This is a genomic window from Botrimarina sp. (assembly GCF_040219535.1).
In the GTDB taxonomy this organism is placed as follows: domain Bacteria; phylum Planctomycetota; class Planctomycetia; order Pirellulales; family Lacipirellulaceae; genus Botrimarina.
Genome location: NZ_JAVJSH010000020.1, coordinates 535043 through 561906, shown reverse-complemented (window position 1 = coordinate 561906; position 26864 = coordinate 535043). Strand labels below are relative to the sequence as shown.

Genomic DNA, 26864 nt, shown 5'->3' with positions numbered 1-26864 from the left:
GCAAGCACGGCCGCTTGTGTGGCCCACGCTGCGTGGGCAACTTCAGCCAGGACACGTCACCCAGACAAGTCGGCCTTCCGCAAGTGACAGCGGCCGACAGGCTCGGCCTGTTATTGCGGCGGCTGCGGCCTCTGCTCACCCCTCACAGCGACTCGGCTTTCAGCCAAACGGCGTGGCTCGCCCCGCCCTGCCAACCGGAACCCCCCGCGGCCCAGGCCGCCGTCCCTAGCGTAGAGCCCGGCGCGTGTTGATTCGCGCCGGCCGCCGCTCGGGCGCTCCCGACTTGCTTTAGATTCAGGAAACAGCCGAAGTGCGCCAGAACCGCCCCGCTCGCCGGTCTCGCCGCAACCTCTTCTCTCGCCTGACCGGCCGGACCGAAGGCCCGGTCCGCCGCGCGCCGCGTCGGCGCGAGGTGGAGCGGCTCGAGTCGCGGCAGATGATGGCCGTGGTCGGCACGCCGACTGACGAGCCCTACTTCAAGAAGCAGTGGAACCTCGACGCCGACGGGCAGAACGTCGAGTTCGATCCGACGTCGCCCACGTTCGGCCAGCAACTGGCGGTCGCCGGTGAGGACATCAACGTCATCCCCGCGTGGGAGTTGGGCCTCACGGGCCAAGGCATCCAGGTCGCGATCATCGCGGGCGGCTTCGACCTGGATCACCCCGACCTGGCGAACGCGTTCGCCGGCCAAGACTTCACCACCCTGCTCGACCTGCTCGCGGGCGACAACGATCCCACCTACGACGACCCGACCGACGCGCTCGGCACGGGTCTGGCCGGCATCGTGGGCGCGCGGGACAACGGCGAGGGGATCATCGGCATCGCGTACGGGTCGGACATCATCCCGATCCGGCTCGACCCGGGTCAGTTCGAAGCGATCTTCCCGACGATCGACGCGATCAACCGCGCGATCCGCTTCCAAGCCGGCTTCATCCAAGACGGCGACGGCGACGGCGTGGCCGACGACGTGCTCGGCGGCAGCCTGATCCAGGTCGGGCTGGACGAAGAGGGGCGGCCGATCCTCGCGCAGGACCCGTCGCTCGTGACCGACATCTTCCTGCACAGCGGCGAGTTCATCGAGCGGCAGTTCGACGCGGACGGCAACCTCGTCCTGCAAGAGGACCGGATCGTCGACCTGCTGCCCGTCGGCTTCTCTACCGAGAACCCGCTGCAAGTGATCTCGATCGTCGACGCGATCCGCGAAACGGCCATCGGCGGGCGGGCGCGGTACGTCGACATCCACGCCGACGGCATCATCTCGCCCGATGAGATCAGGTCATTGGGCTCGATCCACATCGTCCCCGCGGGCGACGACGCCGGGCGGAATCAGGTAACCCCGCCGTTCACGCCGCTGGGGGACATGGCGTCGAGCCAGTACAACCAGCTGGCCAACTCGATCTACACGATCACCGTCGGCGGCGTCGACTACGACGGGGAGTTCGAGAACAACGCCACCGGCACGTTCACAGGCCAATTCGAGGGGGGCGCCAACGTGTTCTTGGTCGCTCCGACCGGCGCGCGAGACGTCGACCTGAACACGTTCGTCAACCGGCAGACCGGCCTCATCACGACCGACCCGGCCGGCGACGACGGCCTCAACCAGGCGCCGGTGTTCAACTTCGAGTTCGACGGCGACTACTTCGCCGACACGGACTACACGACCGCCGCGCAGGGCTCGCAGTACGCGGCCGCGCAGGTCGCCGGCGTGGTGGCCCTGATGCTGGAGGCCAACCCCAACCTCTCCTACCGCGACGTGCAGCAGATCCTGCTGATGTCCGCGCGGCAGAACGACCAGTTCGACGAGAGCTGGATCGTCAACCAGCTGAAGGAGTTCCAAGACAACTACGAGCTCCCCCAGTACTACACGTACAACCTCGATACCGACGGCGACGGGACCGCCGACATCGAGAACGCGATCATCCCGAACCCCGAGTACAACCCGTTACTGCAGGACTTCCTCGCCGAGCGGGGCTTCTTCGCGAACCGCAACGCGAACGTCGACCTCGGCGCGCCGTTCGTTTACGCCCCCCTGCCGGTCGGCTTCTTCGATGGGCTCACCGGCCCCTACGGCTACGACCTCCCGCAGTTCGCGGTCCCGAACGGCTTCCTTCCCCTCGACGGGGAGGACGCGAGCCTGTTCGCCGACCCCATGGACGACAGCCTCTACGGGCGTGCGACGCTCGACGAGAACGGCGTCGCGGTGCCGAGCGACGACCCGGACGCCCTGCCGGTCGTGCTCACTCGGGTCCGCACGGTCTTCATGGAGATGGAGGGTGGCGATCCTATCGAGATGCAGGAAGAGATCGCCGTGCTCTTGTACGATGCGAACGGCAACCTCGTCCGGCCGAACGCTCCTGCGGTCGACGACGAAGACACGCTCATTTTCGGAGACCCCCCGCCCGACGCAATGGAAGGCGAGATGGGCGAGCAGGTGTTCGAGGCCGCCCCGGGTTCCTTACCGCTCAACGGCTTGAACCTCGCTGGGAAGAACGTATCGATCGTCGGCGGGAACTTCCCAGTGCCCGACTTCGTGGGCGATCCGGACCCAGATCTCAGCCCCGACTGGCTCAACATCTTCCGCTCCGGCGCTCCCAACCCGGTGATCGTGTTCCAGGAAGACACGATCCCGGACAACGCCGGGTTCCTGCCGGTGATCAGCCCGATCACCGACTTCTTCCAGACCGTTCCGCTGGAGTTCGAGAACGGCGCCGGCTACACGGTGAGCCAGGGCTATGGGAACAGCCTGGAAGACGTCACCTACGGGCACGGCTACCTCGACGCCGAGCTGGCCGTACAGCTCGCTCAGGCCTGGGAAACCAACGACCTCTACCTGGACAACCAGGTATCGATCACCAGCTCGATCCTCGGCGGCACGGCGAGCGTACGGCTGCAGCCCGCGGTCAACATCACCGACGAAGACGGCGACCTGGTGCTCACCGTGCCGGGCGGCATCTCTTTAGGGAATATCAACGAGGCCTTCTACGACGAGTTCTTCTCGGACATCACCACGCAAGAGATCGACGCCGGCCTCGGCGACGGCGGCGGCGAGGTGATCACCGGCGCGCCGTTCTTCGATCCGGACGGCGACCCGCCCCAGTCGCAGCGCGGGCCCACGCGCATCCCCTTCCGGTTCGACCCTTCGGTGCTGACCGACTTCGTGTCGATCGAGCAGATCGAGCTGACGACCAACATCTCCGGGGGCGACGTCGACCACCTGCGTTTCGCGATTATCTCGCCGAACGGCACGCAGTCGGAACTCAACGCGATGCGTCCGCCTGTCTCGGACCTCGCGCCGCAGCAACCGCAGGGGCAGCAGGGGCGGCAGACCCCCGGCGAGGAGTCGATCGCGCCGAACGTCGGACTGACCCCGATCGACGGGGCCGGCGACTTCATCAACGGCTCGGTGACCAACCAGGTTGTCGCCACCGACCAGACCGACCCCCTCCCCAACGGCCAGGGCTACACGTGGACCACCAACCGCCACTGGGGCGAGTTGATTAGCCTGCAAGCCAACGCCGAAGTCGACGACGACGGACCGAACGCCGGCATCAGCCCGAGCGACGAGTGGTTCTTGATCGTCGAGAACCACGGCTTCGGAGCGGTGACCGTCGGCGGGCAGTTCGAGATCACCGTGCACGGCACGCGCGCCACGGGCAACCGGATCCAGGGCAAGATCGGGATCGACGACAACAAGCAAGGGATCGACGGCACCGAAGCCGACGAGAACTTCAACTTCAATCGGTACATCGACCTGGGCGGCGTGTCCGTCACGATGATCGACACGTCGGACCCCGAGTACACTCCGGAGACCGCGCAGGACTTCATCGTCGAGTTCGACACGTCGGTCGTGGTCGACGACCCGACCGACTCGGTCACCTACTCCAACACGCAGACCCCCGCCGAGAACGAGTTCAGCCTCGACGGGATCTACAAGACCGTCGCGCCCGACACCGGCGTGGAGCTGTTGTACCCGGTCGTGAGCCAGGACGATTACTTCTCGGATGTCGTGACCGACGACTTCGCCGCGGCGATCGAGAAGTTCTTCCGGGTGACCACCGGCAACGAGGGCCTCGTGCTGAACACGGTGACCAGCTTCACGTCGATCGACCGGTACACCACGCCGGGGGACAACGTGGCGGTCGCCAACGCGGTCAACAGCGGGTTCTACGGGGAGCTCCCCGGCGACTTCCGCGCCGACTCGTTCAGCTACCGCAACTTCGACTACAGCCAAGAGTCGTTCGCGGCGGGCGTGACGGTGCTCGCCACGCAGTACGAGGTCCAGTACGACGTGAACGGCGTCGCGGTCTCGCGCACGCCGACCGGCAAGGTGCAGCGGTTCACGACCGGCGCCGACGGCAACTACTACTTCGACGTCGAGGCCAACCCCGAGCCGCCCGTGCCCGGCACGCCGGCCTACCTGTCGTGGTTCAACGACGTCGGGGCGACGCTCGAGTACGAGATCTCGCTCGACGGGGTCGACAACGACCGCATCCTCACCAACGAGGACGAGGGGGGCATCGGCTACTTCGACCAGCCAGAGGTCGGCGTGGTCGGCTTCGACGCTTCGCAGAAGCTCTACAACGTCGGCATCAACGACGCCGAGAACATCGCCCAGGGCGTCACCAGCCAGATCAAGAGCCTCAACTTCTTGCTCAAGGTCGACCCGGCCCTCACCAACGCCGAAACGTCGGGCGTGGTCTACCGCGACCGCAACGGCGACGGCCTCCAGCAGGTCGGCCCCGAGGAGGGCTTCGAGGGCGTGCGCGTGTTCCGCGACGTGAACCGCAATGGTTCGTTCGACGCGGGCGAGCCGTTCGAACTGACCGACTCGACCGGCTCTTACAGCCTGGTCGTGAGCGGGCTGTTCTCGCCGCAAGAGGTGAACATCGTCGTCGACCAGACGACGCTCCCCGAGGGCTTCGTGACGACCTCGCCCGCCAGCGGCGTGCAGGCCGTCACCGCCACGCCGGGCGAAGCGGTCGACGCCGACTTCGGCCTGCAACTGGAGATCGGCGAGCCGGCCCAGGTCCTCGGCCTGGTCTACAACGACCTGGACCAAGACGGCACGCGCGACCCGGGCGAGCCGGGCATCGGCGCCTCGACGCCGGTGCGGATCTACATCGACGCGAACAACAACGGCTCCTACGACGCCGGCGAGCCGGCCGGCGTGACCCGCGACGACGGGTCGTTCGTCATCGAGAGCGACATCACCGGCACGCGGCAGGTCCGCTTCGACACCGAGTCGACCCCGCTGCTGCAGACCGGCCCGGCCGACGGCGCCGGGATCACGGTCAACCTGGTCGACGGCCAGACGATCGCCGGCGTCGAGTTCGGCGCATTCGACGCGCGGGACTCCGACTTCGGTGACCTGTTCGTCGACCCGGACTTCGGCGTGAGCGGCGCCCGCTACCCGACGCTGCTGTCGGACAACGGCGCCCGGCACGTGGTGATCCCCGGCATGTCGCTTGGGGCGCTGGTCGACATCGACGACAACGGCTTCCAGCAACCCACCCGCGGCGAGAACACGTTCAACCCCAACGACGGCCTCGGCGACGACCTCGATGGCGTCGACGACGAGGACGGCGTGCTGCTCGTGTCGCAGACCATCGCGCCCAACAGCACGATCGAGTTCGACATCGTCGCCAACGGCGGCGGCGCGGTGCTCAACGCCTGGATCGACTTCAACGCCGACGGCGACTGGGACGACCCGGGCGAGCAGGTCTTCACCGACGTGGAGGACCTGGGCACGGGCGAGGCGATCCGCCTCGTCGCGAACACGCCCGCGGCCGTCAGCACCCGCGCCGACGCGTACGCGGCCCGCTTCCGCTGGGGGCCGTTCGGGCTGAGCTACGACGGCGCCGCCAACGCGGGCGAGGTCGAGGACTACCTGCTGCCGCGCCGCAGCGCGGCCCAGGTGGCGGCTCTGGCGGCCGACTACAACGGCGACCAGGTCGTCGACGAGGCCGACGGGCAGTACTGGCGCGTGAACTACGGGTCGACGACGATCCTCGGCGCGGACGGCAACGGCAACGGCCGTGTCGACGCGGCCGACTTCACGATCTGGCGCGACGCGTACGAGCAGAGCCAGCTGGCCTTCGCCGCCACGACGGGCCCCGCGCCGAGCCGCGTGGTCGACCTGACGCACCTGCCGCTGTCGCCGGCCAACGTGCCGCGGCCGGTCACGATGCCGGTCGAGGACTTCCAGCAGCAGCCGCTGCTGGCGACGGCGTCGTCGCTGATGCTGCTGCCCAGCGGCGGCTCGTCGGCGGTCGACGAGTCGCTCGCCGACGCCCCGGTGGCCGATGGCGCCACGGACGCCGATTCGATCGACTCGGCGCTGCTCCTGCTGTCGGTCGACGACACGCCGGACGGCGACCCGGCCCCGGTCGGCCCCGAGGAGTTCTACGGCGAAGCGGCCGAAGAGGACGAGTCCGAGGAGCTGGCTCTCGAGGAGGCGTTCGCCGTCTGACCCGTAGGCAGACGAAGCGTCGCGCGAAGTTGGTTCGCAAGTGAGGCCTGAGCCCCAGGCCGTAAGGCCGGGGAGCCGGTCGGGTTGCGTAAGGCTGAATCGCTCCTCGGGCCGCCGCCCGAGGCCGAGGCCCTTTCATTGACGAGCCGCTGCGGTCGGCCGGGGGATCGGACCGCGTGGCGGGTCGGGCCCGCGCAACCGGTACGGCCGTCAGGGTCCAACGCTAGCGACGAACCCTGCGCCCAAGGACCCGCGCGAGCCGATCCGGTTCCGATGGGGCGACCGCTTCCGGCCCGGGCCGGTGGCGCCTCCCCCCCCGCCGCCGATCTCGCGGCCGGCGGGCCCTCGACGACGGCGGCGCAGGAGGCGACCGATGGACCTCAACCGCAACCAATTCTTCGCAATCGCTGTGTTCCTGGTGCTGCTCGGCGTGCAGTTCCGGATGGTCAGCTCGTACGTGCTCACCCCCGAGACGACGCGCTTCCTGGCCGAGCGCGCCCAGCAGGGGGCGGACCCCGTCGGCAGCCTGGCCGGCGCGACGCCCGAGCTGCCGGCGAACCTGCCGCCCAAATCGGTGTCGCCGCCGGATTGGCTCGGCTGGTGCCTGATCTCGGTCGGCGCGGTGCTGTTCTTTCACAGCCTGACGATGTCCAAACCGGGCTGACCGGGCGGGGCCGCGGTGGCGTGGCGCCGTTGACACGGCGGGCGTAGGGGATAGCATCGCGAGCGACCCGGTCGCCGCAGCGGCGGCCCCGGGCCTCTCCCGATCCGCCCTCGAACAAGAGCGTCGATGAGCACGCCGCAACGCATCTCACTGGCCGAGTCGGGCGACGTCACGGTGGTGACGTTCAACGACTCGAAGATCATCGACGACCAGGCGATCCAAGAGCTCGGCCAAGAGCTGATCGCCCTGGTCGAAGTGGACGACCGCAAGAAGATCGTGCTGAACTTCGCGGCGGTCGAGTTCATGTCGAGTGCGGCGCTCGGCAAGCTGATCAGCTTCGAGAAACGCGTCCGGGCCCACAAGGCGCAGCTGATCCTGACGAACATCCGGCCGGAGATCCACGAGGTCTTCGCGATCACCAAGCTCACCAGGCTGTTCACGATCAAGGAAGACGAGGCCGACGCGTTGGCGGTCATGTGAGCCGCCGCCAGCCACACCCCATCCCACCGCAACCGGCTAGGTCTCCCTTGAGCGAGCGATGGGATTGGTCCGCCGAAGAGCAGATCGCGAGCCGCTCCGGCGCGCACCTGCCCTTCCTCGAGGAGGTCCTCGAGCAGATCGCCCGGCTGGGCTGGGACGGGCGCGACTTCTTCGGCGTGCAGATGACGCTCGAAGAGACCCTCACCAACGCCATCCGCCACGGCAACCACTGCGACGAGTCCAAGCGGGTGCGGGTCCATTGCAAGGCGAGCGGCGACCGGTTCTGGCTGCGGGTGGCCGACGAGGGCCACGGCTTCCGCCCCGACCACGTGCCCGACTGCACCAAGGACGAGAACCTCGAGTCCTTCGGCGGCCGCGGCATGGCGCTGATCCACGCGTACATGGCCCACGTGTCGTTCAACGAGCGGGGCAACGTCATCACCGTGCAGACGCACCGGGGCTACCGCCCCCCCGACGACGAGCGCCCCCCCGACGACGAGTAACCCCGTGGCCGCACCGCACCTGGAAGAGCCGGTGCTCCGCCACGCGCGCACGCGCTTCGTGAGCATCCCGGCGGGCGGCAGCGTCGAGGACGCGTTGCGCGCCGCGCGGGAGTCGGACGCGGGGGGCCGGATCGTGTACTTCTACGCGGTCGACGACGGCGGCCGCTTGGTCGGCGTGGTTCCCACGCGCGAGCTGCTGATGAGCGACCCGGACACGCCGGTCGCGCGGCTGATGTCGCCGCCGATCAGCATCCCGTCGACGGCCAGCCTGATGGACGCGTGCGAGTTCTTCCTACTCCACCGGTTCCTCGCGCTGCCGGTCGTCGACGCCCAGGGCCGGCTGGTCGGCGTGGTCGACGTGGAGGTCTACGCGGAGGAGATGAGCGAGCTGTCCCGCGCCGAAGCCCAACGCGAAGACGCCGAGGACTTCTTCCAGCTGATCGGCGTGCGCCTGGCCGAGGTCCGCCGCGCGGGGCCCGGCGCGGCGTTCGCGGCCCGCTTCCCTTGGCTGCTGTGCAACATCGCCGGGGGGATCGCCGCGGCGGTGGTCGCCGGCTTCTTCCAGGGCGTGCTCGACCGGATCGTGGCGGTCGCGTTGTTCATCCCGGTGGTCCTCGCCGTGGCCGAGAGCGTCAGCATCCAGTCGCTGACGCTCACGCTCCAGGCGCACCACAGCCTGAGCCGCATGCGGTTGCGGCGTGTCGTGCAGGAGCTGCTCCGCGAAGCGCCCGTCGGCGCGTTGCTCGGCGTGTCTTGCGCGGCGACCATCGCGGCGGCCGTCGGGCTGTGGCAGGGCGACGGGGCGCTCGCGATGTGCTTGCTGATTTCTGTCAGCGTGACGATGGTCATCGCGGCGTTGCTCGGCGTGTTGGTGCCGACCACGCTCCACGCGCTCCGCTGCGACCCGCGGATCGCGTCGGGCCCGATCGTGCTGACGGCCACCGACCTGTCGACGCTGACGCTTTACCTGTGGCTCGCGGCGACCCTGCTCGACTGAACCGCGGCGCGCCCCGCTGCTACTGGGCCACGTGCTCTAGCACCGCGTAGCAGCCGGGGTTCCAGCCGTAGCACAGCACGAACAGCTTGCCGTCGACCACCACGCCGACCGCGTTGTGGATGTGCTGGAACTGTTCCAGGCCGAGGTCGAGCTTCGGCCGCAAGACCGACGCGACCTCGCCGTCTTTGAGGATCGCCACAAAGCCGGGCCCCTGGCCCCCCTCGCTCTTGAGGCACCCGGCCACCATCAGCTGCTGGCCGCCAAAGTCGACGAAGTCGACGTCGCAGACGTCGCCGCCGGCCGTGTCGTAGCCCTCGATGAAGTCGCCCTTCGGCGTGACCTTCTGCAGCCACTGCCGCTCGCGGTCGGCGATCACCAGCGCGTCCTCCGACGGCGCGCGGGTGACGCCGTGGTTGGTGCTGAACCGCCCCTCTTCCCGACCCGGCCCGCTGACCGCGCCGCCGAAGAAGAAATCGTTGTACGCCAAGCCGCCCAGGTCGGCCGTCACCACGTACTTGCCCGGCGAGTAGCCGTCGCACACGTAGAGCGTGCCGTCGGTTCCGACGTCGGTGTCGGTGGGCCGGTACGGGTTGGAGTCGTCGCGGTAGTAGTCGTTGACAGCGGGCCGGCCGAGTTCGCCCACCTTGGATCCGTCGGTCTTCAAGACGTAGACCTTGGCCTGTTCGTTGTCGGGCAGCACGAGCAGGCCGCCGTCGCGGTCGACGTAGGTCGTGTTGTGCAGCCCGGCGTGCTGCATCGCTTGGTCGCCCGCGACGACCGTCTTCTCGCGCAGGTCGGCCGACACCCTCACGACCCCCACCCCCTTGAGCCCGAAGTAAAGCGACCCGTCGGGCGCCTTCGCGAAGCCGCCGTGGGCCCGCTCGATGCTGGCGTTGATCGCTCCGGGCAGCTGGCTGAGGTCCGCCCGGTAGCGGAACCTCAGGTCGCCCGAGCCGGTCGTCGCGTCGGGGCCGGCTTCGGCGACCGCCGCCGTGGCGGCGACGACGGCCGTCGCGGCGCCGGCGACCGCCGGGCCGTGGTCGGGGTGGGCGATCGCCGCTGTCGCGAGGGCGAGGAGCGTGATCGCCGCGGCCGGCGTGATCAGTGTGCGGGGGGGGTTCATCTGGTGGGGCCTCCTTGGGGACGCCGGCGGCGCCGGGGCCGGAGCCCCGGCGGCCTGCGCCGGTGGTTGTGAGCGTGTCGAAGCCGCACTATAACTTGCTGCGCGGCAAGGGTTTCAAGCCGGCTCCCTCACCCCACGGCGAGGCGCCCCCCCTAACCCCGCCGCGTGCGTGTCCGCCAACTCACCGGTCTCACCGACGCATAGCAGGAGATAGAAGCAAGTGGCCATCAAAGTCGCAATCAACGGGTTCGGACGCATCGGCCGGCTGACATTCCGCGGCTTGGCCGAGAGGCCGGACGACTTCGAGGTCGTCGCGATCAACGACCTGACCGACAACCAGATGCTCGCGACGCTGCTGAAGTACGACAGCACGCACCGCCGCTTCCCGGGCACGGTCTCGCACGACGACGAGCACCTGATCGTCAACGGCAAGAAGATCAAAGCCACCGCCATCCGCAACCCGGCCGAGTGCCCGTGGGGCGAATTGGGCGTGGACGTCGTGGTCGAGTCGACCGGCGTGTTCGCCTCGCGCAAGTCCGACGGCAAGCCCGGCTACGACAGCCACCTCGACGCGGGAGCGAAGAAGGTCGTGCTGAGCCAGCCGGCCAAGGACGGCGCCGACCTCACCTGCGTGATGGGCGTCAACGACAGCCAGCTCACGGCCGACATGAAGTGCGTTTCCAACGCGAGCTGCACGACCAACTGCCTCGCGCCGGTCGCGAAGGTCCTGCACGAGTCGTTCGGCATCGAAGACGGCCTGATGACCACGATCCACGCCTACACGAACGACCAGAACGTGCAGGACCTGCCGCACAAGGACCCGTACCGGGCCCGCGCCGCGGCGGTGAACATCATCCCGACGAGCACCGGCGCCGCGAAGGCGGTCGGCCTGGTGATCCCCGAGCTGCAGGGCAAGCTGACCGGCATCGCGATGCGGGTGCCGGTGGTGACCGGCTCGGTCGTCGACCTGACGGTGAACCTCGCCAAGAAGGCCTCGCCGTCGGACGTGAACGAGGCCGTGAAGGCGGCCGCCGAGGGGCCGCTGAAGGGGATCCTCTGCTACACCGAGGACCCGATCGTCAGCTCGGACATCATCGGCGACCCGCACAGCTCGATCTTCGCCGCGCCGTTCACACAAACGATCGGCGACAAGCTGCTGAAGGTCGTCAGCTGGTACGACAACGAGTGGGGCTACTCGTGCCGCACCGTCGACCTGATCTCCAAGATCAGCCAGCTCTGACCGAAGAGCGGCCCTCGGCCACCAACACCACCCCGCGGCCGAGCCGCCCCTCCTACGAGGCGGCTCGGCCGCGGTCGTTGACGGGCCGGTCGCCGGGCGTTTTCTGGGCGTCCGGCGGCTAAAACTGCCAGATTGAAGTCGCTCACCGAACGCTGGCACGGTACAACGGGGGGGAGTGAACCGCGGCTTGCGTGGCCGCGGCTCGCTTCGCCACCGTAGAACGCAAAACACCGCTCGGCGTCCGGCCAGAGCCCTCCGCTCGCTACTTGGGAGCGGCGGCGCCGACCGGGTGCAGCGGCTCCTCGAAGCACAGGACCCGACGATGCGAGTCATTCTGGGCGGGGTCGTCGGCTTTCTCCTCGCCGCGATCCTGATCGCCGCGTTGAGCACGTTGCCCGGCATCAAGACGCTCTGGCCCGTCCTGCCGGCCGGCGTGCTCGCCGGGCTGGCGATGAGGACGCTGGGCGCCGCGAGGGTTTCGACTTACCTGCGTGGCGCCGTCGCCGCGGCCGCGACCGCAGTCGCCGCGGTGGTCGGTCCGATGCTGACGGCCCAGTGGCTCACCGCCCAGTCGTCGGCCCCCGTGACGATTCAATCCAACCAAGCGGCCGCCGCGCCGGCCGACGAGCCGCAAGTCGCGGGCGACGGGGCGGCGCTCCCCGAGCCGGAGCCCGTGGTCCAGCTCGAACAGACCGGCCCCGCCCGGCAGACCGTGGACGACCCTTTCGGCGCGCCGCTGGATATCGCGTGGCTCGCGATCGGTTGTCTGATCGCGTACCAACTCGGCAAAGGCAAAGAGTCGCCCTACGCCGACGAAGAAGCGGCCGACGAACAGCCGCCAGCCGAACCGGGCCCGCACGACACGGCAGGCCACGACCCCGGCGCGCACGACCCCGGCGCCCACGACGCGGGCGCCAATGCCGCCGCCGGCCCAGCGACGGGCCCCGCCCCCGAAGAGGGCGCCCACGACCACGACCACGAGCGACCGGCCACGACCTGACCGCGGTGGCGCCGCGGCTGGGCTGGGCCGTTTAGGGCAGCGACGGTTCCGGCGGCTCGAGCTGATCGAATTCGACGCTCGGCGACTCTTCGATCGCCAACTCCGGCAGGTTGTTCACCGCGTCGATCGCCTGGGCGCCGTCGCCGGGAGCGGACTGCGTCACGTTGATGTCGCCGATGAGAACCGCGGTTCCGTTTCCGCCGGAGAGGGAGTTCCCAGCGAAGTTCAGGTTCACCGTGTCGTCGCTTGCATCGGTGTCGAGCGAGAGCTCCCTGAACACGCCGGACGAGACTTGGTTGTTCCGGATGGTCGCATTGATAGTCGCCGTGCTGCCGGAGGCCCCAACGTAGCTAATCGTGGGGGCTTCTAGCGTCGCGAGCGAAGCGTTCTGCACCAACAGAGTCGCGGTGCTGGTCGGGCCGGGAGCGATCTGCAGTGCGACGTCGGTCGATTGGACCTGCCCGCCCGAGAGGGTCAGCGTCTCACCGGCGAACAAGATGCCCCGCCCGCCCTGCAGCGCTCCGTTCGACGGGTCGACGGCAGACACCTGGGTGTTGATCAACGCCAGGTCCGACGTGTCCGACGCGACGATAGCGATCGGAGCGATCGTCGGACCGCTCTGCGCGACGAGGACCTGAGACCCGCTGATGACAGCCGTCGAATCGTCGTTGAGTTGAACGGTCACCACATTGCTGGCGAGGCGCGAGCCGTTTTGCACCAAGGCGGCGGCTTGGTCTTCTAACACCAGAGCGCTAACCGGCGCAGAGGCGCCGGAGTTGTTCATCGAGAGCAACGAGGTGTCGGACACGGTAACCGCGACCGTTTCGCCGCTGAACGACGAAACGCCGTCTGCCGCGATCGAGCTGTCGCCGGTGATCGCCAACGGGATCGCCGTGTCCGACGCCGCGACGTTCACGTCGCGGAGGAGCACGTCGTCGACATCCGACGCCACCAGCAGCGGGCTGGAAGCCGCGTTCTCTCCCTCGATGCCCAGACCGATCAGCGTGCTGTCGTCGGCGAGCGTCAGGCCGCCACCGCCGAGATCGATCGTCGGCCGCGTGCCCGGCGCGGCGAAGACCGCCGTGGCGCCGGTCTCGGCGCCGCGGACCAGCAGGCCGCTGCGGCCGCCCATCAGCACCTGGCCGAGCGCGAGGGTGGTCGACGGGAGCACGATCTCGCCCGAAGAGCCGTCGACGATGACCACGCTGTCCGCGCCGGCCGCGGCGATCTCTGCTTCTGGGGTGGGGTTGGCCGCGTCGATGATCCGCGCGCCGGTGATCAGGCGGTCGATCCGCGCGTTGATCGCGGGCTCGAGCTCGCCCGCCGCGCCGCGGATCAAGTCGGTCACGACCCGCCGGTCGCGCACCACCGGCGCGACCATCCGCTGCTCGATCCACGTGAGCCGGCGCCCGCGTTCCGGCGGGCGGCCGATCGCCATCCGCACGGTGATGGTGGCCGTTCCGGTCGTGCCGCGGACGTCGTCGTGCTCGATCTGCGCGCCGAAGACCAGCCGCGAGTCGTGCCCCAGCATCGGCAGGTCGTACACGCGCGCTTCGGTCCGCACGCGCGGCCCCGTCAGGTCGGACAGCTCGCCCACGGTCGGCGTGTAGTGGAACCCGCCGGCGCTGGCCCACCAAGCGACGTCGGGCGTGGGTTGCCCGGCGGGGGCTTCGGGGCCGGTCAGGCCGCTCCACCAGAGGAGCTGCTCGGCCTCGAGGTCGAAGCCACGGAAGGCGACCTCGCGCGGGCGGGAGATAAAGATGTTGTCGTCCAAGAAGATGGCCGAGGCGGGCGCGTCGCCGGGGTCGGTGGTCTTGGCGCCCTCTTCGGGCAGGTAGAGGTTGCCGCGGAACCCCTGGGTCAGGTTGAGCGCCTCGAAGCCGGCGCCGAACTGGGAGAACTGCTGGTTCGCGGTCGTGTGCCGCAGGTCGTAGTAGCTGTTCACACCGGCGATCCAGCCGATGTCGAGCAGCCGGCGGTACGCGACGCCCCACGTGCCTTGCGCGCCGGAGCGGTCGTCGAGCTGGGCGCGCACGTCGGCGAACAGCAGGCTCTGCCCGTCTTGCCGCAGGGGGAAGAAGAAGTTGACTTGGCCGTCGTCGGTGACGCCGCCGCCGCGGACCTCGAGCTCGTAGTAGGGCCCGTAAGCCGCCAGCTGCGCCTCGGCGAGCGCCGCGCCGCCGAGCGTCGCGAGGGTCACGGCGGCGGTCAACCAACGGGGCATAGCGATCCGTCCCTGGATGCGAGCGCGGGGGCGCAGCGGGTCACCGCTGGGGCGCCTCAGCGATTGCCATCGGCGTGGCGCAGGCCGCGTCCGCGGTCCAATCCGGCCGGGCTTCAAGCTCCCGCCAAGCCGCGGATCCCGCACGAGCCGACAGGCCCGCATAACCGCACCCCGGCGCGGCGCCCTGTGCCGGTTGCGCCGCCTGGAGCGGCCCGGGGGCGAGCGGGGGGGCGCACCGCTCCGGATTAGTCGCTCGCGGCCGGCTAGTCCGACAGGGTCCGCTCCGCCGGGCGGTAGAACAACGCGATCGGCAGCATCACGAGGGCGCCAACCAGAAACGCCGTGTTGCGCGGCTGCACAAACGCGTTGGACAGCCACAGCGACGCCTGGAACAACAGCGCGCCGACGATGATGCCAATCCAGTTGCACTGGTTCATCAACGCGATCATGCGGCCCTTCTCGTCCGGCGGCGGCAGCGCCTGAACCGCGGTCTGGATCGGCACGATGAACACGCCGGTGCTGACCCCCGCGGCGAACAGCACAACGAGGCTGCCGTAGAACCCGAGCAGGTGCCGTTGGTCGCCGCCGCGGAGGCCCATCAAGAACAGGCAGACGACGATGCCGATCGCGCCGGCGCGGACGACCCGTGGGTTGATCCTCCCGGCCGAGAGCCAGCCGCCGATCAGGCAGCCGACCGGGATGCCCACGCCGAGCATCGCGGCGAGCACGCTGGTCGCGGCGTCGTCCAGGCCGAGCTGGGTCTTGCCCAGCGCGTTGACGCTCTGTTGCACGATGCTGCCCAGCAGCCAGAAGCTGCTGGTCACGACGAGCGCGAGCAGCAGCTCGCGGTCGCGGCGCACTAGGGCGATTGCTTCGGGGGGTACCAACAGGTCCGACCCGCGCAGCTTCATCCCGGGGTTCGCCGGCGGCACCCGGCGGACGAGCAAGCTGGTGGCGGTCCCGACGACCGCGATGAGGATGCAGACCGCCGAGCCCCGCCACGCGGTGTCGGTGTCGGCGCCGATCGCGCCGGCCAGGACCACGCCGAAGATGATCGCGACGAACGTGAACATCAGGAACACGCCGTTGGCCTGCGGCAGGTCGCGGTCGCGGATCATCTCTGGGAGGATGCCGTACTTCGGCGGGCCGAAGAACGCGCTCTGTGTGCCCATCAGGAACAGCACGACGGTCATCCCCGCGAAGCCGATCCGGTCGTAGTAGAAGAAGCCGATCATGCCGAGCGCCATCACGACGATCTCAGCGACCTTCGCGGCGACGATCAGCGTCCGCTTGCTGGTGCGGTCGGCGAGCCAACCGGCGAAACCGGAGAAGATCAGGAACGCGGCCGCGAAGATGATCATCGCGACCGCTTGCAGGTCGGGCGCGGACCCGCCGGCGGCCCTCGCGGCGGCCAGCTCGGCCGCTGTGGGGGTGGCCAGCAGCAGCAAGAGCTGCTTGAACACGTTGTCGTTGAACGCGCCGAGGAACTGCGTGACCGACATCCCCCAGAACGAGGTGTCGCGCCACAGCGGCGGCAGCTGGCCCGCAACCCTCGTGGACGACGGCAACGGCCCGACGGGCGCAGACTCGGCGGCGTCGGGCGGGGCTGGGGAGCTCATGCGGGGGATTATCGGGCGGATCGCGCCGGGGGCCTAGAGCGCTCCGCCGCCGGGGCCTTCATCTCCCGCTGCCCCTTCGGAGCGTGATCAGCGAGAGCTCCGGCGGGCAGTTCCACCGGATCGGGAAGAGCGACCCCGTGCCGCGGCCCACGTGCATCACCGTGCCGCCCACGCGGAACGTCCCGGCCGCGTAGCGCACGCCGTGGCGGCTGGGGCACAGCAGCGGGCCGATCAGCGGGAAGCAGACCTGCCCGCCGTGGTTGTGCCCGGCCAGCGCCAGGTCGACCCCCGAACGACACGCCCAAGCGAACCGGTCGGGCGTGTGCACCAGGGCGAGCCGCAGGGCGTCGCGCTCCGGCGGCGGCTCGGCGGCGGGGAACCAGGGGCGCTCGTCGCCGCAGACGGTGACCGCGTGGCCACGCAGCTCGACCGAGTAAGCGGCCCGCCCGGCGTCGCGCCACCCGGCGGCCGCCAGGCGGCGGCGGAGCTCGCCCGAGTCCACCTTCTCGTCGTGGTTGCCGAGCACGAAGTACGCGCCGCCGGCCAAAGCGAGCGGCCCGAGCGTCGGCTCGACCCACTCGAGCCGCGGCGTGTTTTCGACGATGTCGCCCGTCAGCAGCACCAGGTCGGGCGACCAGTCAGCGACCAGCGACGCGACCTCCTCGAAGTAGCGCTGCGTCAGCCGTCCGCTCATGTGCAGGTCGGTCAGGTGGGCCACCCGCAGCCCGTCGAGCTCGTGCGGCAGCCGGTCGATCGGCGTGTCGCGGTGCTCGACCGACAGCTTGAGCAACTCGTTTCCCGGCAGCGTGGCGAGTCGGTCGACGCCGGCCGCACAGACTTCCCTCGCGCCGACTCGGCCGGCCAGGTCGACCGTCTCACGCAGGGAAAGTCGGGTCCGTTTGTCCCGGTGCGGGTCGCAGACCAGCATCACCCGCGAGGCCACCACGACGGCGAGCGCGCCGATCGCCAGCCAAGCGTACGCCTGCAACAACAGCGGCGCCGGTTCCGACGCAGAGCGGCCGCTCAGGTAGAAGACCCAAAGCCCGGCGGCGGGCGCGGCCACGAGGGCCGCGCCGCACGCCATCGTGAGGGCGTCGATCAGCGAGCGACGCCAGCCTAGGCCGTGCAGGCGGTTGACCAGCTCGACCCAGAGGGCCACGTGCCCCACCAGAGCGAGCGACCAGAACAGCGCTTCCATCGCCGCGCCCCCCGCGCCTGAAGAGTCGGGAGAGGGGTTTAGGCGTCGGCCGACTGAGCCGGCGCCGCGTTGCGAGAGGCGACCAGCTCGACGGTTTCTAGCAGCTGGTCGAGCCGGAACGGCTTGTAGAGCACGGCCTTCAGGCCGGCCTGCCGCGCCTTGACGATCGTGTGCCCCGGGTCGTAGCCGAAGCCGGTCATCAGGATCAGCGGCGGCGGGCCGATCTCGGCCTCGAGTTGCTGGAGCAGCTCGTAGCCGGTGACGTCGGGCAACGCGATGTCGGCGAGGATCGCGTCGTACGGCGTGGCGCCGCCGCCCATTTCGCGCGCGGCGTTGCGCGCCATGACCAGGGCTTCTTTGCCGTCGTGCGCGGCTTCGACCACGCAGCCGTAGCGCTCGAGCAGCTCGTGCGCCGCCGAGCGGACCGAGTCGTCCTCGTCGGCCACCAGCACCCGCTTGCCGACCAGCAGCGGGCGTTCCTCGACCCGCACGCACATCGGCCGGGCCTCGGCGGGCGCCATCGACTGGCCGACCTCTTGGATGACCTTCTTGATGTCGCGCGCGTTGCGGAGGATGCGTTGCAGCGGCTCGGCGATCTCTGGGTCTTGGCCCAGGTAGCGGTCCATGAGGTTGACCGCGTCGTTGAGGATGTCGTCGACCGGCATAGCGACCGCGGAGTGGATCGCCTCGACGCTGGCCACCGCGGTGGTCGCCTTCTCGGCCTCCAGCAGCTGCATCGTGTTGAGCGCGGCGGCCACGTCGCGGGTGAAGATCTCGAGGAACTGGCGGTCGCTCTCGGTGAACGCGCCGGCCTCGGGCGACTCGACGTTGAACGTGCCGATGACGCGGTCGTGCAGCAGCAGCGGCACCGTGAGCGAGCTCCGCGCGCCCTGCGCGCCCTCGATGTAGAGCGGGTCGCCGCCGGTGTCCTCGCACAGGTAGCTCTTGCCGGTCGCCGCGACGAAGCCCGTGACGCCGTTGCCGGTGGTTTCGCAGTGCAGCGGGCGGCGTTCGGCCTCGGGCTTGATGCCGACCGCCAGCAGCGGGCAGAGCTCGCCGGTCTCTTCGTCGAGCGTGCGGACCTCGACCACGTCGTAGTGCAGCACGTCCTGCGTGCAGTGCAGGATGTTGGCCTTCAGCAGGTCGATCCGCTCCTCGACCGACATCTCGGCAACTTCCTCGGGCGTGAGGTCGGCCAGTTCGATGCCCGCTTGGTGGATCGCGTTGAGCTTCTGTTGCTCGAGCTGCTCGGCCGTGACGTCGCGGATCGTGACGACCAGGTGCTCCGGCTTCTCGCCCTGGAAGCACTCGATCGGCGCCGCGTGCATCCGGTAGTACTTGCCGTCCTCGCAGCGGAGCGTCGTCGCGGCGGGGCTGCCCGACGAGAGCGCCGCGTCGAGCGGCTTGAACTCGGGGCCGAGGATCTCCGGCGCGCCGAGCACGCTGTAGAAGTTCTCGCCGACGACCCGGTCGCGCCCGGTCCATTCACGCAGCCGGCCGTTGCTCCACACGACCTGCGTGTCGCGCCCCAACAGCACCACGCCGTCGGGCATCGCGCGGAGCATCTGGACGTTGTGGATGAGCTGGGTTGCGTCGGAGGCCGGGCCGAAGTGGTCGGCCGCCGCGTAGACCCCGGCGTACTCGCCCGTGGCGAGCCGGCTGAGCGCTCGCGCGAGCGATCGCACGGCGGTCACCTCGGTCTTGCCGGCCAGGCGCTGGGCGAGGCGCGCCGCGTCGCGCGGGTCGTCGCACAAGCAGAGCAGGGCGAGCGGGCCCTCGGGCCCGGTACACTCGGCCGAGCCGGCCGCGTCGGCGGCCGGCGTCGGCGACGCGGCCGCGTCGGCCGCGTCGCCGCTGTGGGCGCTCCGCTGGGCCGAGACCTCTGGCCGCTCGCCGTGGTCGGCGGTGGGCGGCACACGGCGGGTCACGCCGGGTTCAGACACAAGAACGCCTGTCCATTTCAATCGGTAGGGAGGGTGGGGCTCACAGTCGCGTTCGGCCCACGGCTGCGGAGCGGCCGCCTCGGGCCGACTCGGGTTCGCAGCCGCGCGCCGTGCAGCGGCCCCGGCGGGGGGGTGGACTTCCGCCGTAGCGCTCGCCCAGGTCGGAGTATAGGAACACCGACACCCGCAAACAACTCGACCGAGCCCTTGTAATACGTAGCTTCGGGCGGCTTGGGTTTGTCGATCCAGGGCGATTTAGCGGTCCGGTCCACCTTGCGGCCGTCCCGGCGCGGATCGCGTCGCGATGCACCGAATGGTGCGGTTGCTCCGCTGACGCCCGAGCCCTCCGGCGCGTAGACTATCGGGCTCCCCGCCGAGTGTCGGCCGACGCGCCGTTTCGCTCGCTGCCCCGCCCTGCCCCCTCCGCTGGCCCGCCGCCAAGCTTCTATGAAGCAAGATTCGCTCCGCAACGTGGCGATCATCGCCCACGTCGACCACGGCAAGACGACGCTCGTCGACCGCCTGCTGTACCAGTCGGGCCGCTACCGCGCGGCCGAACTCGACAAGTTAGCCGGGGGCCAGCACGGCCTGGTGTTCGACTCCGGCGACCTGGAGCGGGAACGCGGCATCACGATCTTCAGCAAGAACTGCGCGATCGAGTACCAGACGCTCGCCGGCGAGACCCTGCGGATCAACCTGGTCGACACGCCGGGCCACGCCGACTTCGGCGGCGAGGTCGAGCGCGTGCTCACGCTGGCCGACGGCGCGTTGCTGCTGGTCGACGCGTTCGAGGGCCCGATGCCGCAGACGCGTTTCGTGCTGCAGAAGGCTCTCGCCCAGGGCCTGCGGCCGATCGTCGTGGTGAACAAGATCGACCGCCCCGACGCCCGGCCCGACGAGGTCGTTACCGAGGTGTTCGACCTGCTCGTGGACCTCGGCGCGGAGGACGACGTGCTCGACTTCCCCGTGGTCTTCGCTTCCGCGAAACAGGGCTTCGCCGCGGAATCGCCCGGCGAACGGCCCAGCGACATGCGTGCGTTGCTAGAGAAGATCGCCAAGTGCGTGCCCCCGCCGCGGGGCGAGCCGGACGAGCCGACCCAGGTGCTGGTGACCACGATCGACTATTCGGACTTCGTGGGCCGCGTGGCGATCGGCCGGGTGATGGCCGGCAAACTGGCGGACCGGCAGCGGGTGGCCGTGATCGACCGCCACGGCGTCGCCACCCAGCAGCAAGTCGGCCAGCTCTTCACGTTCGAGGGGCTGGGCCGCAAACAGGTCGAGTCGGTGCCCTGCGGCGACCTTTGTGCGATCGTCGGGCTGGAGCCGATCGGCATCGGCGACACCGTGGCGGCCGCCGAAGCGCCGCGCGCCGCGCCGAGGATCCAGGTCGACGAGCCTACCCTCCACATGACGTTCCGTGTGAACGACGGCCCCCTCGCCGGGCGCGACGGCTCGCACGTGACCAGCCGCAAGATCGGCGACCGCCTGGAGCGCGAGCTCCGCTCCGACGTGGCGCTGCGGGTCACCCCCGGCGACACGATGGAGCAGTACCGCGTCGCGGGGCGGGGGCTGATGCACCTGGGGATCCTGATCGAGAACCTCCGCCGGGAGGGCTTCGAGCTGTGCGTCGGCAAGCCGCAGGTCGTGGTGCGTGAAGAGGGCGGGAAGCGGTTGGAGCCGGTCGAGCTGCTCGTGGTCGACGTGCCCGAGGAGCACCAGAACGCCGTGATGGCGCTCGTGGGCGACCGCCGCGCGCAGCTGCTGAAGATGAACAAGAAGACCGCCGGCGGCTCGTTCGTCCACCTCGAGTTCTCGATACCCGCGCGGTCGCTCATCGGCCTGCGCAGCCGCTTGCTCTCCGCCACCGGGGGCAACGCGGTGGTGCACCACACGGTGCTCGGCTTCGAGCCGCCACGCGGCGCGGTCACGCTGAGGGCCAACGGCGTGCTGATCGCCAGCGAGCCGGGCCAAGCCACCGCGTACGCGATGGACGCGCTAGACGACCGCGGCGTGTTCTTCGTCCGCCCCGGCGACCAGGTCTACGAAGGCCAAGTCGTCGGCGAGCACTGCAAGGCCGGCGACCTGGTGGTGAACATCGTCCGCGGCAAGAAACTGACGAACATCCGCGCCGCCGGCAAGGACGACAACTCGCAGGTCCGCCCGCCGCGCGACATGTCGCTCGAGATGTGCCTGGAGTACATCGACGACGACGAGCTCGTCGAGGTCACGCCCAAACACGTGCGGATGCGGAAGCTCATGCTCCGCGAGCCCGACCGGCGCCGCGAGTCCCGGCGGCTGGCCGCCGCGTCGGTCTGACCGCTACGACCGGACCGACCCTCGCCGCAGGAAAACGCCTGCGCGGCGGCCGAGGTGAGCTAGCCTTGCGCGGCGGCGCCCCCCCGGTCGGCGCGTGCAGACCACACGCGCCGGGGAGAGGGGGCCGCCGCTTCCCGACTCGCCCCCCGCTGCAAGGCCCGCCGATGTCCCGCGCCAAACGCCAAGCGTTGTCGAAGATCGAACTGCTCGGGTGCCTGATCGCCATCGGCGGCGGCGTCTGGATCGGGGCGCAGTACCTGGGCCTGAACTTGCACAACGCGGCGTACGTCGCGTTGGAAGAAGCAGACGTGCTCCAGCGGATCCCAGAGAACTGGCGCCCCCCCAACCCGGACTGCCCCGACGGCGACTGCCCCGACCCCGAAGAAGTCCGCCGAGACGAACACCGCCGACTCCGCGCGGAGCTCGAACAGCTACGCCTGGAAGTGGCGAAGCTGACCAGCAACGAGATCGCCGTCGCCGCCGACGCGAGCGGCTCGCTCACGCCCGCCGACGAGGCCCTCCGCGACCGCACCCTCGCCTACTGGAACAGCCTCACGCAGATCGTCTTCGAAGTGATCGCCTTGCAAGAAAGAGTCAACCCTTTCACCGGCACCGACTACCAATCTCGGGCGCTTTCGGTTCGCCGCAGGTCGCTCGAGTACGGCGAGAACGCGGTGGCGCTGCTCGACACCGAGGGCGTCGACCCCGAGGCGGTCAGCACGGGCGTCCGCATTGGTCAGTGGTTCGGCCACGCGGCCGACACGCTGCAAACCGCCCTCGAACTGCGTACCCGCCAGCCAGTCGGCGACCGCTCGATGCCCGCGGCCGACGTTTGGGCGCAGACCGAAGCGGAGCTTGGTAAGCGGACCGAGCTGGTCCGGCGCCGCTCAATCGAGACCGCCGCTTACCTGACGAGCCGCTTTTTCGTGGAGTTCCCGCCACTGGGCATCTGAGCCGGGAATCTGCCCCCTAGTCGGCCACAGCGGCGCGCCATTTGTTGCTGGCGCCCTCTTGCCCGGCTAAGATCGGAACCTTGTCCAACCCGCCCAACTGGCCCGGTCTTCGCCCTTTGTCCCGACCCGACCGCAGCGCCCGCCCTATCGCCATGATGAAACACCCCGCCTACCGATGCCTTGCCGCGACGCTTGCTCTGTTGCTCGCGATCGACACCGCCGCTGCTGGTCGGTGGCTGCACGCCCATTCCTGGGCGGGCCACTGCTGGGGCGGATGGGGAGCGGCCGCGGCCGCGCCGGTTTGCCCGCCCGCGCCCTGTGAGCCGATGGTTTGCCCGCCGGCTGACTGCTGGACCGGGTGCGAAGCCACCACTTGCTGCGACACGGTGAGCGAGCCGTGCGGCACGAGCATGGAATCGGGCTGCGAGAGCGGCGGCTGCTCTTCGTGCGGCGAGGGCCAAGCGGTCGAGTACGACGTGCACCGGGCCCCGGCGGTCGAGCCGTCGCCGAGCCAATCGCCGACGCCGGCCGACCCGCCGAGCACGTTCGGCGGCGGCTTCCGCAGCGACGCGCCGGCCCAGCCCGCCGAGCCGCCCAGCGACGACTGGGACGCCGGACTCGATCAACCGGCCGAGAGCCCTGCTCCCGAGCCGCCGACCGCCAACGAACCGTTCGAACCGCTCCCCGCCCAGCCGGAGGCCTCCCCCGCGCCCGCCGAGGAGCCGGCCGACTTGTTCGGCGACGAAGCCGACGACCCGGCCGAGCTGTTCACCGACGAGCCGGCGGACGAGCCGGCCATGCCCGAGGAACCGGCCCAAGAGCCGGCCGAGGACGACCTGTTCGCCGAGCCGACCGAGCCGGCCCAGCCGCCCGCCGACGACGACCTGTTCGGCGCCCCCGCTGAGCCAGAAGCGCCGGCCGACGCGCCGAGCGAAGAGCCAGAGATGGACGACCTGTTCAACGAGCCCCCGGCCGAAGCGCCGCCTGCGGAAGAGCCGGCCGCCGACGAGCCGGCGGACGACTTGTTCGGCGATGCGCCGGCCGAGCAGCCGGCGGCCGAGCAACCGGCCGGCGACGACCTGTTCGCCGAGCCCGCCGCCCCGCCGGCCGAAGCGCCGGCCGGCGACGACTTGTTCGCCGAACCCCCGGCCGAGGCGCCCCCCGCCGAAGCCCCCGCCGGCGACGACCTGTTCGGCGCTCCCGCGGCCGATGAACCCGCCCAGGCGCCCCCGGCCGAAGAGTCGGGCGACGACCTGTTTGGCGGCGACGACCTGTTCGCCCCCGAAGAGCCGGCCGACGCCCCCGCCGAGGAGGCCCCCGCCGACGACACCGACGAAGTAGACGCCGACGACTTGTTCGGCGGACTCGGCGCGATCCTCGGCGAGCCGGGCGGCATGCGTAGCACGACCGACCGCACGTGGATCGACAACACCGGCCGCTACTCCACCGTGGGCCGGCTGTTGGCGATCGACAACGGATCGGTCCGCATCGTCAAGCCCGCCGGCGGCGTGGCCACCGTGCCGCTGGCGCGGCTGAGCCAACGCGACCTGCAGTTCGTCAGCCGCCAAGCGATCGCTCAGGTCGACGCCCGCGAGGCCGCCCTCGCCCGCCAGCCGCAACGCGAGGCCGAGCAGCCGAAGCAGGCGCAGACCGACGCGGTGAACCCGCTGCGTACCGCGCAGCGTTAAGGCCGCCGCGGCCTAGCCGCGTTTTCCGCTGCTGTGCAGCAACGCGAGCCGCTCGAGCACCCGCTCGGCGGCTCGCTCTGCAGAGTGGACGCACTGCGGCACGCCCACCCCGCGGTAAGCCGCGCCCGCCAACTCGAGCCCCTCGTGCTCGCTCGCGAGCTGTTCGATCCGGGCGACGCGGTCCAGGTGCCCGAGGTGGTACTGCGGCATGCGTCGCGGCCACCGCGCGACAAGCATTAGCTGCGGATCGCCACGAAGCCCGACCAGGTCGGCCAGTTCCTCTCGCACCACGGCGATGAGTCGGTCGTCGTCGGCGTCGGCCAATTCGGGCTGCAGGGCGCCCCCGACGAAGCCGCGGATCAGCACGTGCCCCGGCGGAGTGCGGCCGGGGAACTTGTAGCTGGCGAAGCTCGCCGCGATCAGCCGTCGCTTCTCTACCGCCGGCACGACGAACCCGAACCCGTCGACGGGCCGCGTGATCTGGCTCTGGTGCACGCCGAGGCAAACCACCGAGCACCCGGCGTATTCGATCGCCCCAAGCTCGTCCGCCAGCGCGGGATCGACGCCCGAAAGGACCGCCGCGGCGGCGCGAGAAGGAAGCGTCACGACGACCGCGTCGAACTGGCCCAGCTCGCGCTGGCCGTCGTCGAGGACGCGCCACACCCCGTCGCTGCGTGTCACCGCGCCGACCCGCGTGCCGGTGGCGAGCCGGTCGGCGGGCAAGCGGGCGGCCACGGCGTCGACGAGTTGCTGCATGCCCAGCCTCGGCGCGACGAACAGCCCGTAGCGCGCGCCGGTCTCGTGGCGTTCGGCTTTGGCCTGTGCCGATGTGCGGTCTTGGCCGGACAGCGCCGCACGCACCAGGCTGCCGTGCTCGCGCTCTTGGCGGACGAACTGCGGCATCGTGGCTTGCATGCTCAGCCGCTCGGGGTCGGCGGTGTAGATGCCACCGACCAGCGGCTGGACCAGCCGCTCGAACACCTCGCGGCCCAGGCGCCGGCGGGCGAACGAGGCGACGCTCTCGTCCGCCGTGTCGCGCCGCGGCGGGACGAGGGGCTCGGCGGCCAGGCGGAGCTTGCCGGCGAGGCTCAGCACCGGCGAAGCGAGCACCGGCCATGCGCGTTGCGGCGCCATCAGCACGAAGCCTTCCGGCGCGCGGAGCACGCGGCCGCGGCTGACCACCAACGCCCTGCGGCGAGCCGGGTCGGTCGGCAACAGGTCGTCCGCCAAGCCGACCCGCGTGGCGAGGTCCCTCGCCCAAGGCTCACGGGTCAAGAAGTTGTCGGCGCTGAGCTCGACGCGGTAGCCGTCGCGCTCGACGGTCTGCAGCACCCCCCCCAACCGTGAATCGGCCTCGTACAACCGCCAGTCGATGGCCAGGGCGGATTCTTGCAGCCGCAGGGCCGCGGCGAGCCCCGTGATCCCCCCGCCAAGGATCGCCACCCTCGGCGGCGTGACGGGCGGCGCGGCAGCGAGGGGGGTCGTCATCGTGTCGCGGGCGGCTGGGCCGGAGGGTCGCTAGCATTCTCCCGACGCTACCACGCCCCGCCCCGCGGAGCCCAGGCCCAATAACCCTCCGGGCGCCCGCCGAAGCGCCATTCGAGCCCGGTCGTGATCGTGAGATTGTTGAGGGTCGAGGTCTCGTTCTGACCGAACGCCAAGTTGTCCATCAACTCCAACCGGAAGGCGAGATCGGGCCGCAACTGATACTTCAGGCCCACCCCGAAGGGGATCGTGAAGAGTTGCTGGCTCACCCGCAGGCCGAAGTCGTTCGTGTACTCCAAGTCGGTTAGGCCAACACCGACCCGGTAGTACGGCCTCGCCCTAGAGTCGCCCCAGGGGTAGTAGAGCGCCGAAAGGTCGGTGATGAACAGCTCGTCGCTGTCGTTGAGCGCCGGCTGCCGGGTGTTGAACAGCTCGGGCGTCGACCAGACGACGCGCGCCTGCACGCCCCAGTAGTGGTCGAAGTCCCAGACCACACCGAGCGCCGCGAGCAGGTCGTTGTTCGCGCGCACGTGGTCGGCCGGTCGGTCGGCCATCAGTAAAGCGCCGCCGTCGAGCGAGAGACCGATCGGGCGGTTGTGCCAGCTCGTCCCGCGCAGCGGCCCGCCGGGCCCCATCGCACGGCCGTGGGTCCCGCTGTAGCGGAGGTCGGCCTGACGCTTCAGCCAGTGCCGGTGCGTCGGCGCGCCGTGGGACGGGCCGAAGAACCCCGGCGGGGCGGCCGGCGCAGCGTGGGGCGCGTCGAACGGCTGCGGCTCGGCCACGGGCGGCAGCGTGGGGCCGATCACCTCCTGGGCCGCGAGCGGCTGCACGAGACTCGCCGCCCACAGCGCGCACCACGCCCACGAATTGAGTGTCTGCCGCGGCGGTCGGGGCGCTCCGTCCATAAACGCGGCGGAGCGTAGGGCCGACGCCGCGGGCCGGCAAGGCCGGCCGCCGCGCGT

General features: G+C 70.3%; 17 protein-coding genes. 10 read left to right on the top strand and 7 right to left on the bottom strand.

Annotated elements, in window-relative coordinates:
• The first annotated feature begins 310 nt into the window (after positions 1-310).
• The 5 genes from RIC11_RS12550 (at position 311) to RIC11_RS12530 (ending at position 9113) form a co-directional block, all read left to right on the top strand.
• On the top strand, positions 311-6469 hold the full coding sequence (locus RIC11_RS12550; protein WP_350211736.1) for a S8 family serine peptidase: 6159 nt from the start codon (positions 311-313) through the stop codon (positions 6467-6469).
• Between the two features lie 373 nt (positions 6470-6842).
• On the top strand, positions 6843-7133 hold the full coding sequence (locus RIC11_RS12545) for a hypothetical protein (protein ID WP_350211734.1): 291 nt from the start codon (positions 6843-6845) through the stop codon (positions 7131-7133).
• A 126-nt stretch (positions 7134-7259) separates the two neighbouring features.
• Entirely contained in the window at positions 7260-7613 is a 354-nt protein-coding gene (locus tag RIC11_RS12540; RefSeq protein ID WP_350211732.1) for an STAS domain-containing protein, read from the top strand.
• Between the two features lie 47 nt (positions 7614-7660).
• Positions 7661-8116, top strand: a complete 456-nt coding sequence (locus tag RIC11_RS12535) for an ATP-binding protein (RefSeq protein ID WP_350211730.1) — start codon at positions 7661-7663, stop codon at positions 8114-8116.
• Positions 8117-8120: 4 nt separating this feature from the next.
• A complete protein-coding gene (locus RIC11_RS12530) occupies positions 8121-9113 on the top strand; it encodes a magnesium transporter (protein ID WP_350211728.1) in 993 nt (330 codons plus the stop codon).
• Between the two features lie 19 nt (positions 9114-9132).
• On the opposite strand, the gene RIC11_RS12525 is transcribed toward RIC11_RS12530, so the two are convergent.
• Complete coding sequence (locus RIC11_RS12525) at positions 9133-10236, bottom strand: NHL repeat-containing protein (RefSeq protein WP_350211726.1); 1104 nt, start codon at positions 10234-10236, stop codon at positions 9133-9135.
• 220 nt (positions 10237-10456) lie between these two features.
• Here RIC11_RS12525 and gap point away from each other — a divergent pair, with 220 nt between their 5' ends.
• A complete protein-coding gene (gap, locus tag RIC11_RS12520) occupies positions 10457-11476 on the top strand; it encodes a type I glyceraldehyde-3-phosphate dehydrogenase (protein ID WP_350211724.1) in 1020 nt (339 codons plus the stop codon).
• Positions 11477-11798: 322 nt separating this feature from the next.
• Positions 11799-12476, top strand: coding sequence for a hypothetical protein (locus RIC11_RS12515; protein ID WP_350211722.1), 678 nt, complete (start codon positions 11799-11801; stop codon positions 12474-12476).
• A gap of 31 nt (positions 12477-12507) precedes the next feature.
• Here RIC11_RS12515 and RIC11_RS12510 read toward each other — a convergent pair whose 3' ends face one another.
• The 4 genes from RIC11_RS12510 to RIC11_RS12495 all read right to left on the bottom strand — a co-directional run bounded on the left by RIC11_RS12510 (position 12508) and on the right by RIC11_RS12495 (position 19460).
• On the bottom strand, positions 12508-14700 hold the full coding sequence (locus RIC11_RS12510; RefSeq protein WP_350211720.1) for an inverse autotransporter beta domain-containing protein: 2193 nt from the start codon (positions 14698-14700) through the stop codon (positions 12508-12510).
• A gap of 263 nt (positions 14701-14963) precedes the next feature.
• Positions 14964-16319, bottom strand: coding sequence for an MFS transporter (locus RIC11_RS12505; RefSeq protein WP_350211718.1), 1356 nt, complete (start codon positions 16317-16319; stop codon positions 14964-14966).
• Positions 16320-16377: 58 nt separating this feature from the next.
• Positions 16378-17517, bottom strand: a complete 1140-nt coding sequence (locus tag RIC11_RS12500) for a metallophosphoesterase (RefSeq protein WP_350211716.1) — start codon at positions 17515-17517, stop codon at positions 16378-16380.
• A gap of 38 nt (positions 17518-17555) precedes the next feature.
• A complete protein-coding gene (locus RIC11_RS12495; RefSeq protein ID WP_350211714.1) occupies positions 17556-19460 on the bottom strand; it encodes a response regulator in 1905 nt (634 codons plus the stop codon).
• Between the two features lie 447 nt (positions 19461-19907).
• Between RIC11_RS12495 and typA the strand changes: the two genes are divergently transcribed.
• The 3 genes from typA to RIC11_RS12480 all read left to right on the top strand — a co-directional run bounded on the left by typA (position 19908) and on the right by RIC11_RS12480 (position 24417).
• The gene (gene typA / locus RIC11_RS12490; protein WP_350211712.1) at positions 19908-21776 is read left to right on the top strand and encodes a translational GTPase TypA; all 1869 of its coding nucleotides are present in this window, start codon (positions 19908-19910) and stop codon (positions 21774-21776) included.
• A gap of 164 nt (positions 21777-21940) precedes the next feature.
• Positions 21941-22729, top strand: coding sequence for a hypothetical protein (locus RIC11_RS12485; protein ID WP_350211710.1), 789 nt, complete (start codon positions 21941-21943; stop codon positions 22727-22729).
• Positions 22730-22881: 152 nt separating this feature from the next.
• The gene (locus RIC11_RS12480) at positions 22882-24417 is read left to right on the top strand and encodes an SHD1 domain-containing protein (protein ID WP_350211708.1); all 1536 of its coding nucleotides are present in this window, start codon (positions 22882-22884) and stop codon (positions 24415-24417) included.
• Positions 24418-24429: 12 nt separating this feature from the next.
• On the opposite strand, the gene hemG is transcribed toward RIC11_RS12480, so the two are convergent.
• Together hemG and RIC11_RS12470 are read right to left on the bottom strand one after the other, a co-directional pair.
• The gene (gene hemG / locus RIC11_RS12475) at positions 24430-25905 is read right to left on the bottom strand and encodes a protoporphyrinogen oxidase (RefSeq protein ID WP_350211706.1); all 1476 of its coding nucleotides are present in this window, start codon (positions 25903-25905) and stop codon (positions 24430-24432) included.
• A 47-nt stretch (positions 25906-25952) separates the two neighbouring features.
• A complete protein-coding gene (locus RIC11_RS12470; RefSeq protein WP_350211704.1) occupies positions 25953-26807 on the bottom strand; it encodes an outer membrane beta-barrel protein in 855 nt (284 codons plus the stop codon).
• Positions 26808-26864: the final 57 nt, after the last annotated feature.

What these genes read in the sequence shown, in the direction of transcription:
- RIC11_RS12540 (WP_350211732.1), top strand. Translation starts at nt 7,260, where the DNA reads ATGAGCACGCCGCAACGCATCTCACTGGCCGAGTCGGGCGACGTCACG.
- RIC11_RS12525 (WP_350211726.1), bottom strand. Translation starts at nt 10,236, where the DNA reads ATGAACCCCCCCCGCACACTGATCACGCCGGCCGCGGCGATCACGCTC.
- RIC11_RS12505 (WP_350211718.1), bottom strand. Translation starts at nt 16,319, where the DNA reads ATGAGCTCCCCAGCCCCGCCCGACGCCGCCGAGTCTGCGCCCGTCGGG.
- RIC11_RS12515 (WP_350211722.1), top strand. Translation starts at nt 11,799, where the DNA reads ATGCGAGTCATTCTGGGCGGGGTCGTCGGCTTTCTCCTCGCCGCGATC.
- RIC11_RS12500 (WP_350211716.1), bottom strand. Translation starts at nt 17,517, where the DNA reads ATGGAAGCGCTGTTCTGGTCGCTCGCTCTGGTGGGGCACGTGGCCCTC.
- RIC11_RS12545 (WP_350211734.1), top strand. Translation starts at nt 6,843, where the DNA reads ATGGACCTCAACCGCAACCAATTCTTCGCAATCGCTGTGTTCCTGGTG.
- typA (WP_350211712.1), top strand. Translation starts at nt 19,908, where the DNA reads ATGAAGCAAGATTCGCTCCGCAACGTGGCGATCATCGCCCACGTCGAC.
- RIC11_RS12485 (WP_350211710.1), top strand. Translation starts at nt 21,941, where the DNA reads ATGTCCCGCGCCAAACGCCAAGCGTTGTCGAAGATCGAACTGCTCGGG.
- hemG (WP_350211706.1), bottom strand. Translation starts at nt 25,905, where the DNA reads ATGACGACCCCCCTCGCTGCCGCGCCGCCCGTCACGCCGCCGAGGGTG.
- RIC11_RS12470 (WP_350211704.1), bottom strand. Translation starts at nt 26,807, where the DNA reads ATGGACGGAGCGCCCCGACCGCCGCGGCAGACACTCAATTCGTGGGCG.
- RIC11_RS12480 (WP_350211708.1), top strand. Translation starts at nt 22,882, where the DNA reads ATGATGAAACACCCCGCCTACCGATGCCTTGCCGCGACGCTTGCTCTG.
- RIC11_RS12510 (WP_350211720.1), bottom strand. Translation starts at nt 14,700, where the DNA reads ATGCCCCGTTGGTTGACCGCCGCCGTGACCCTCGCGACGCTCGGCGGC.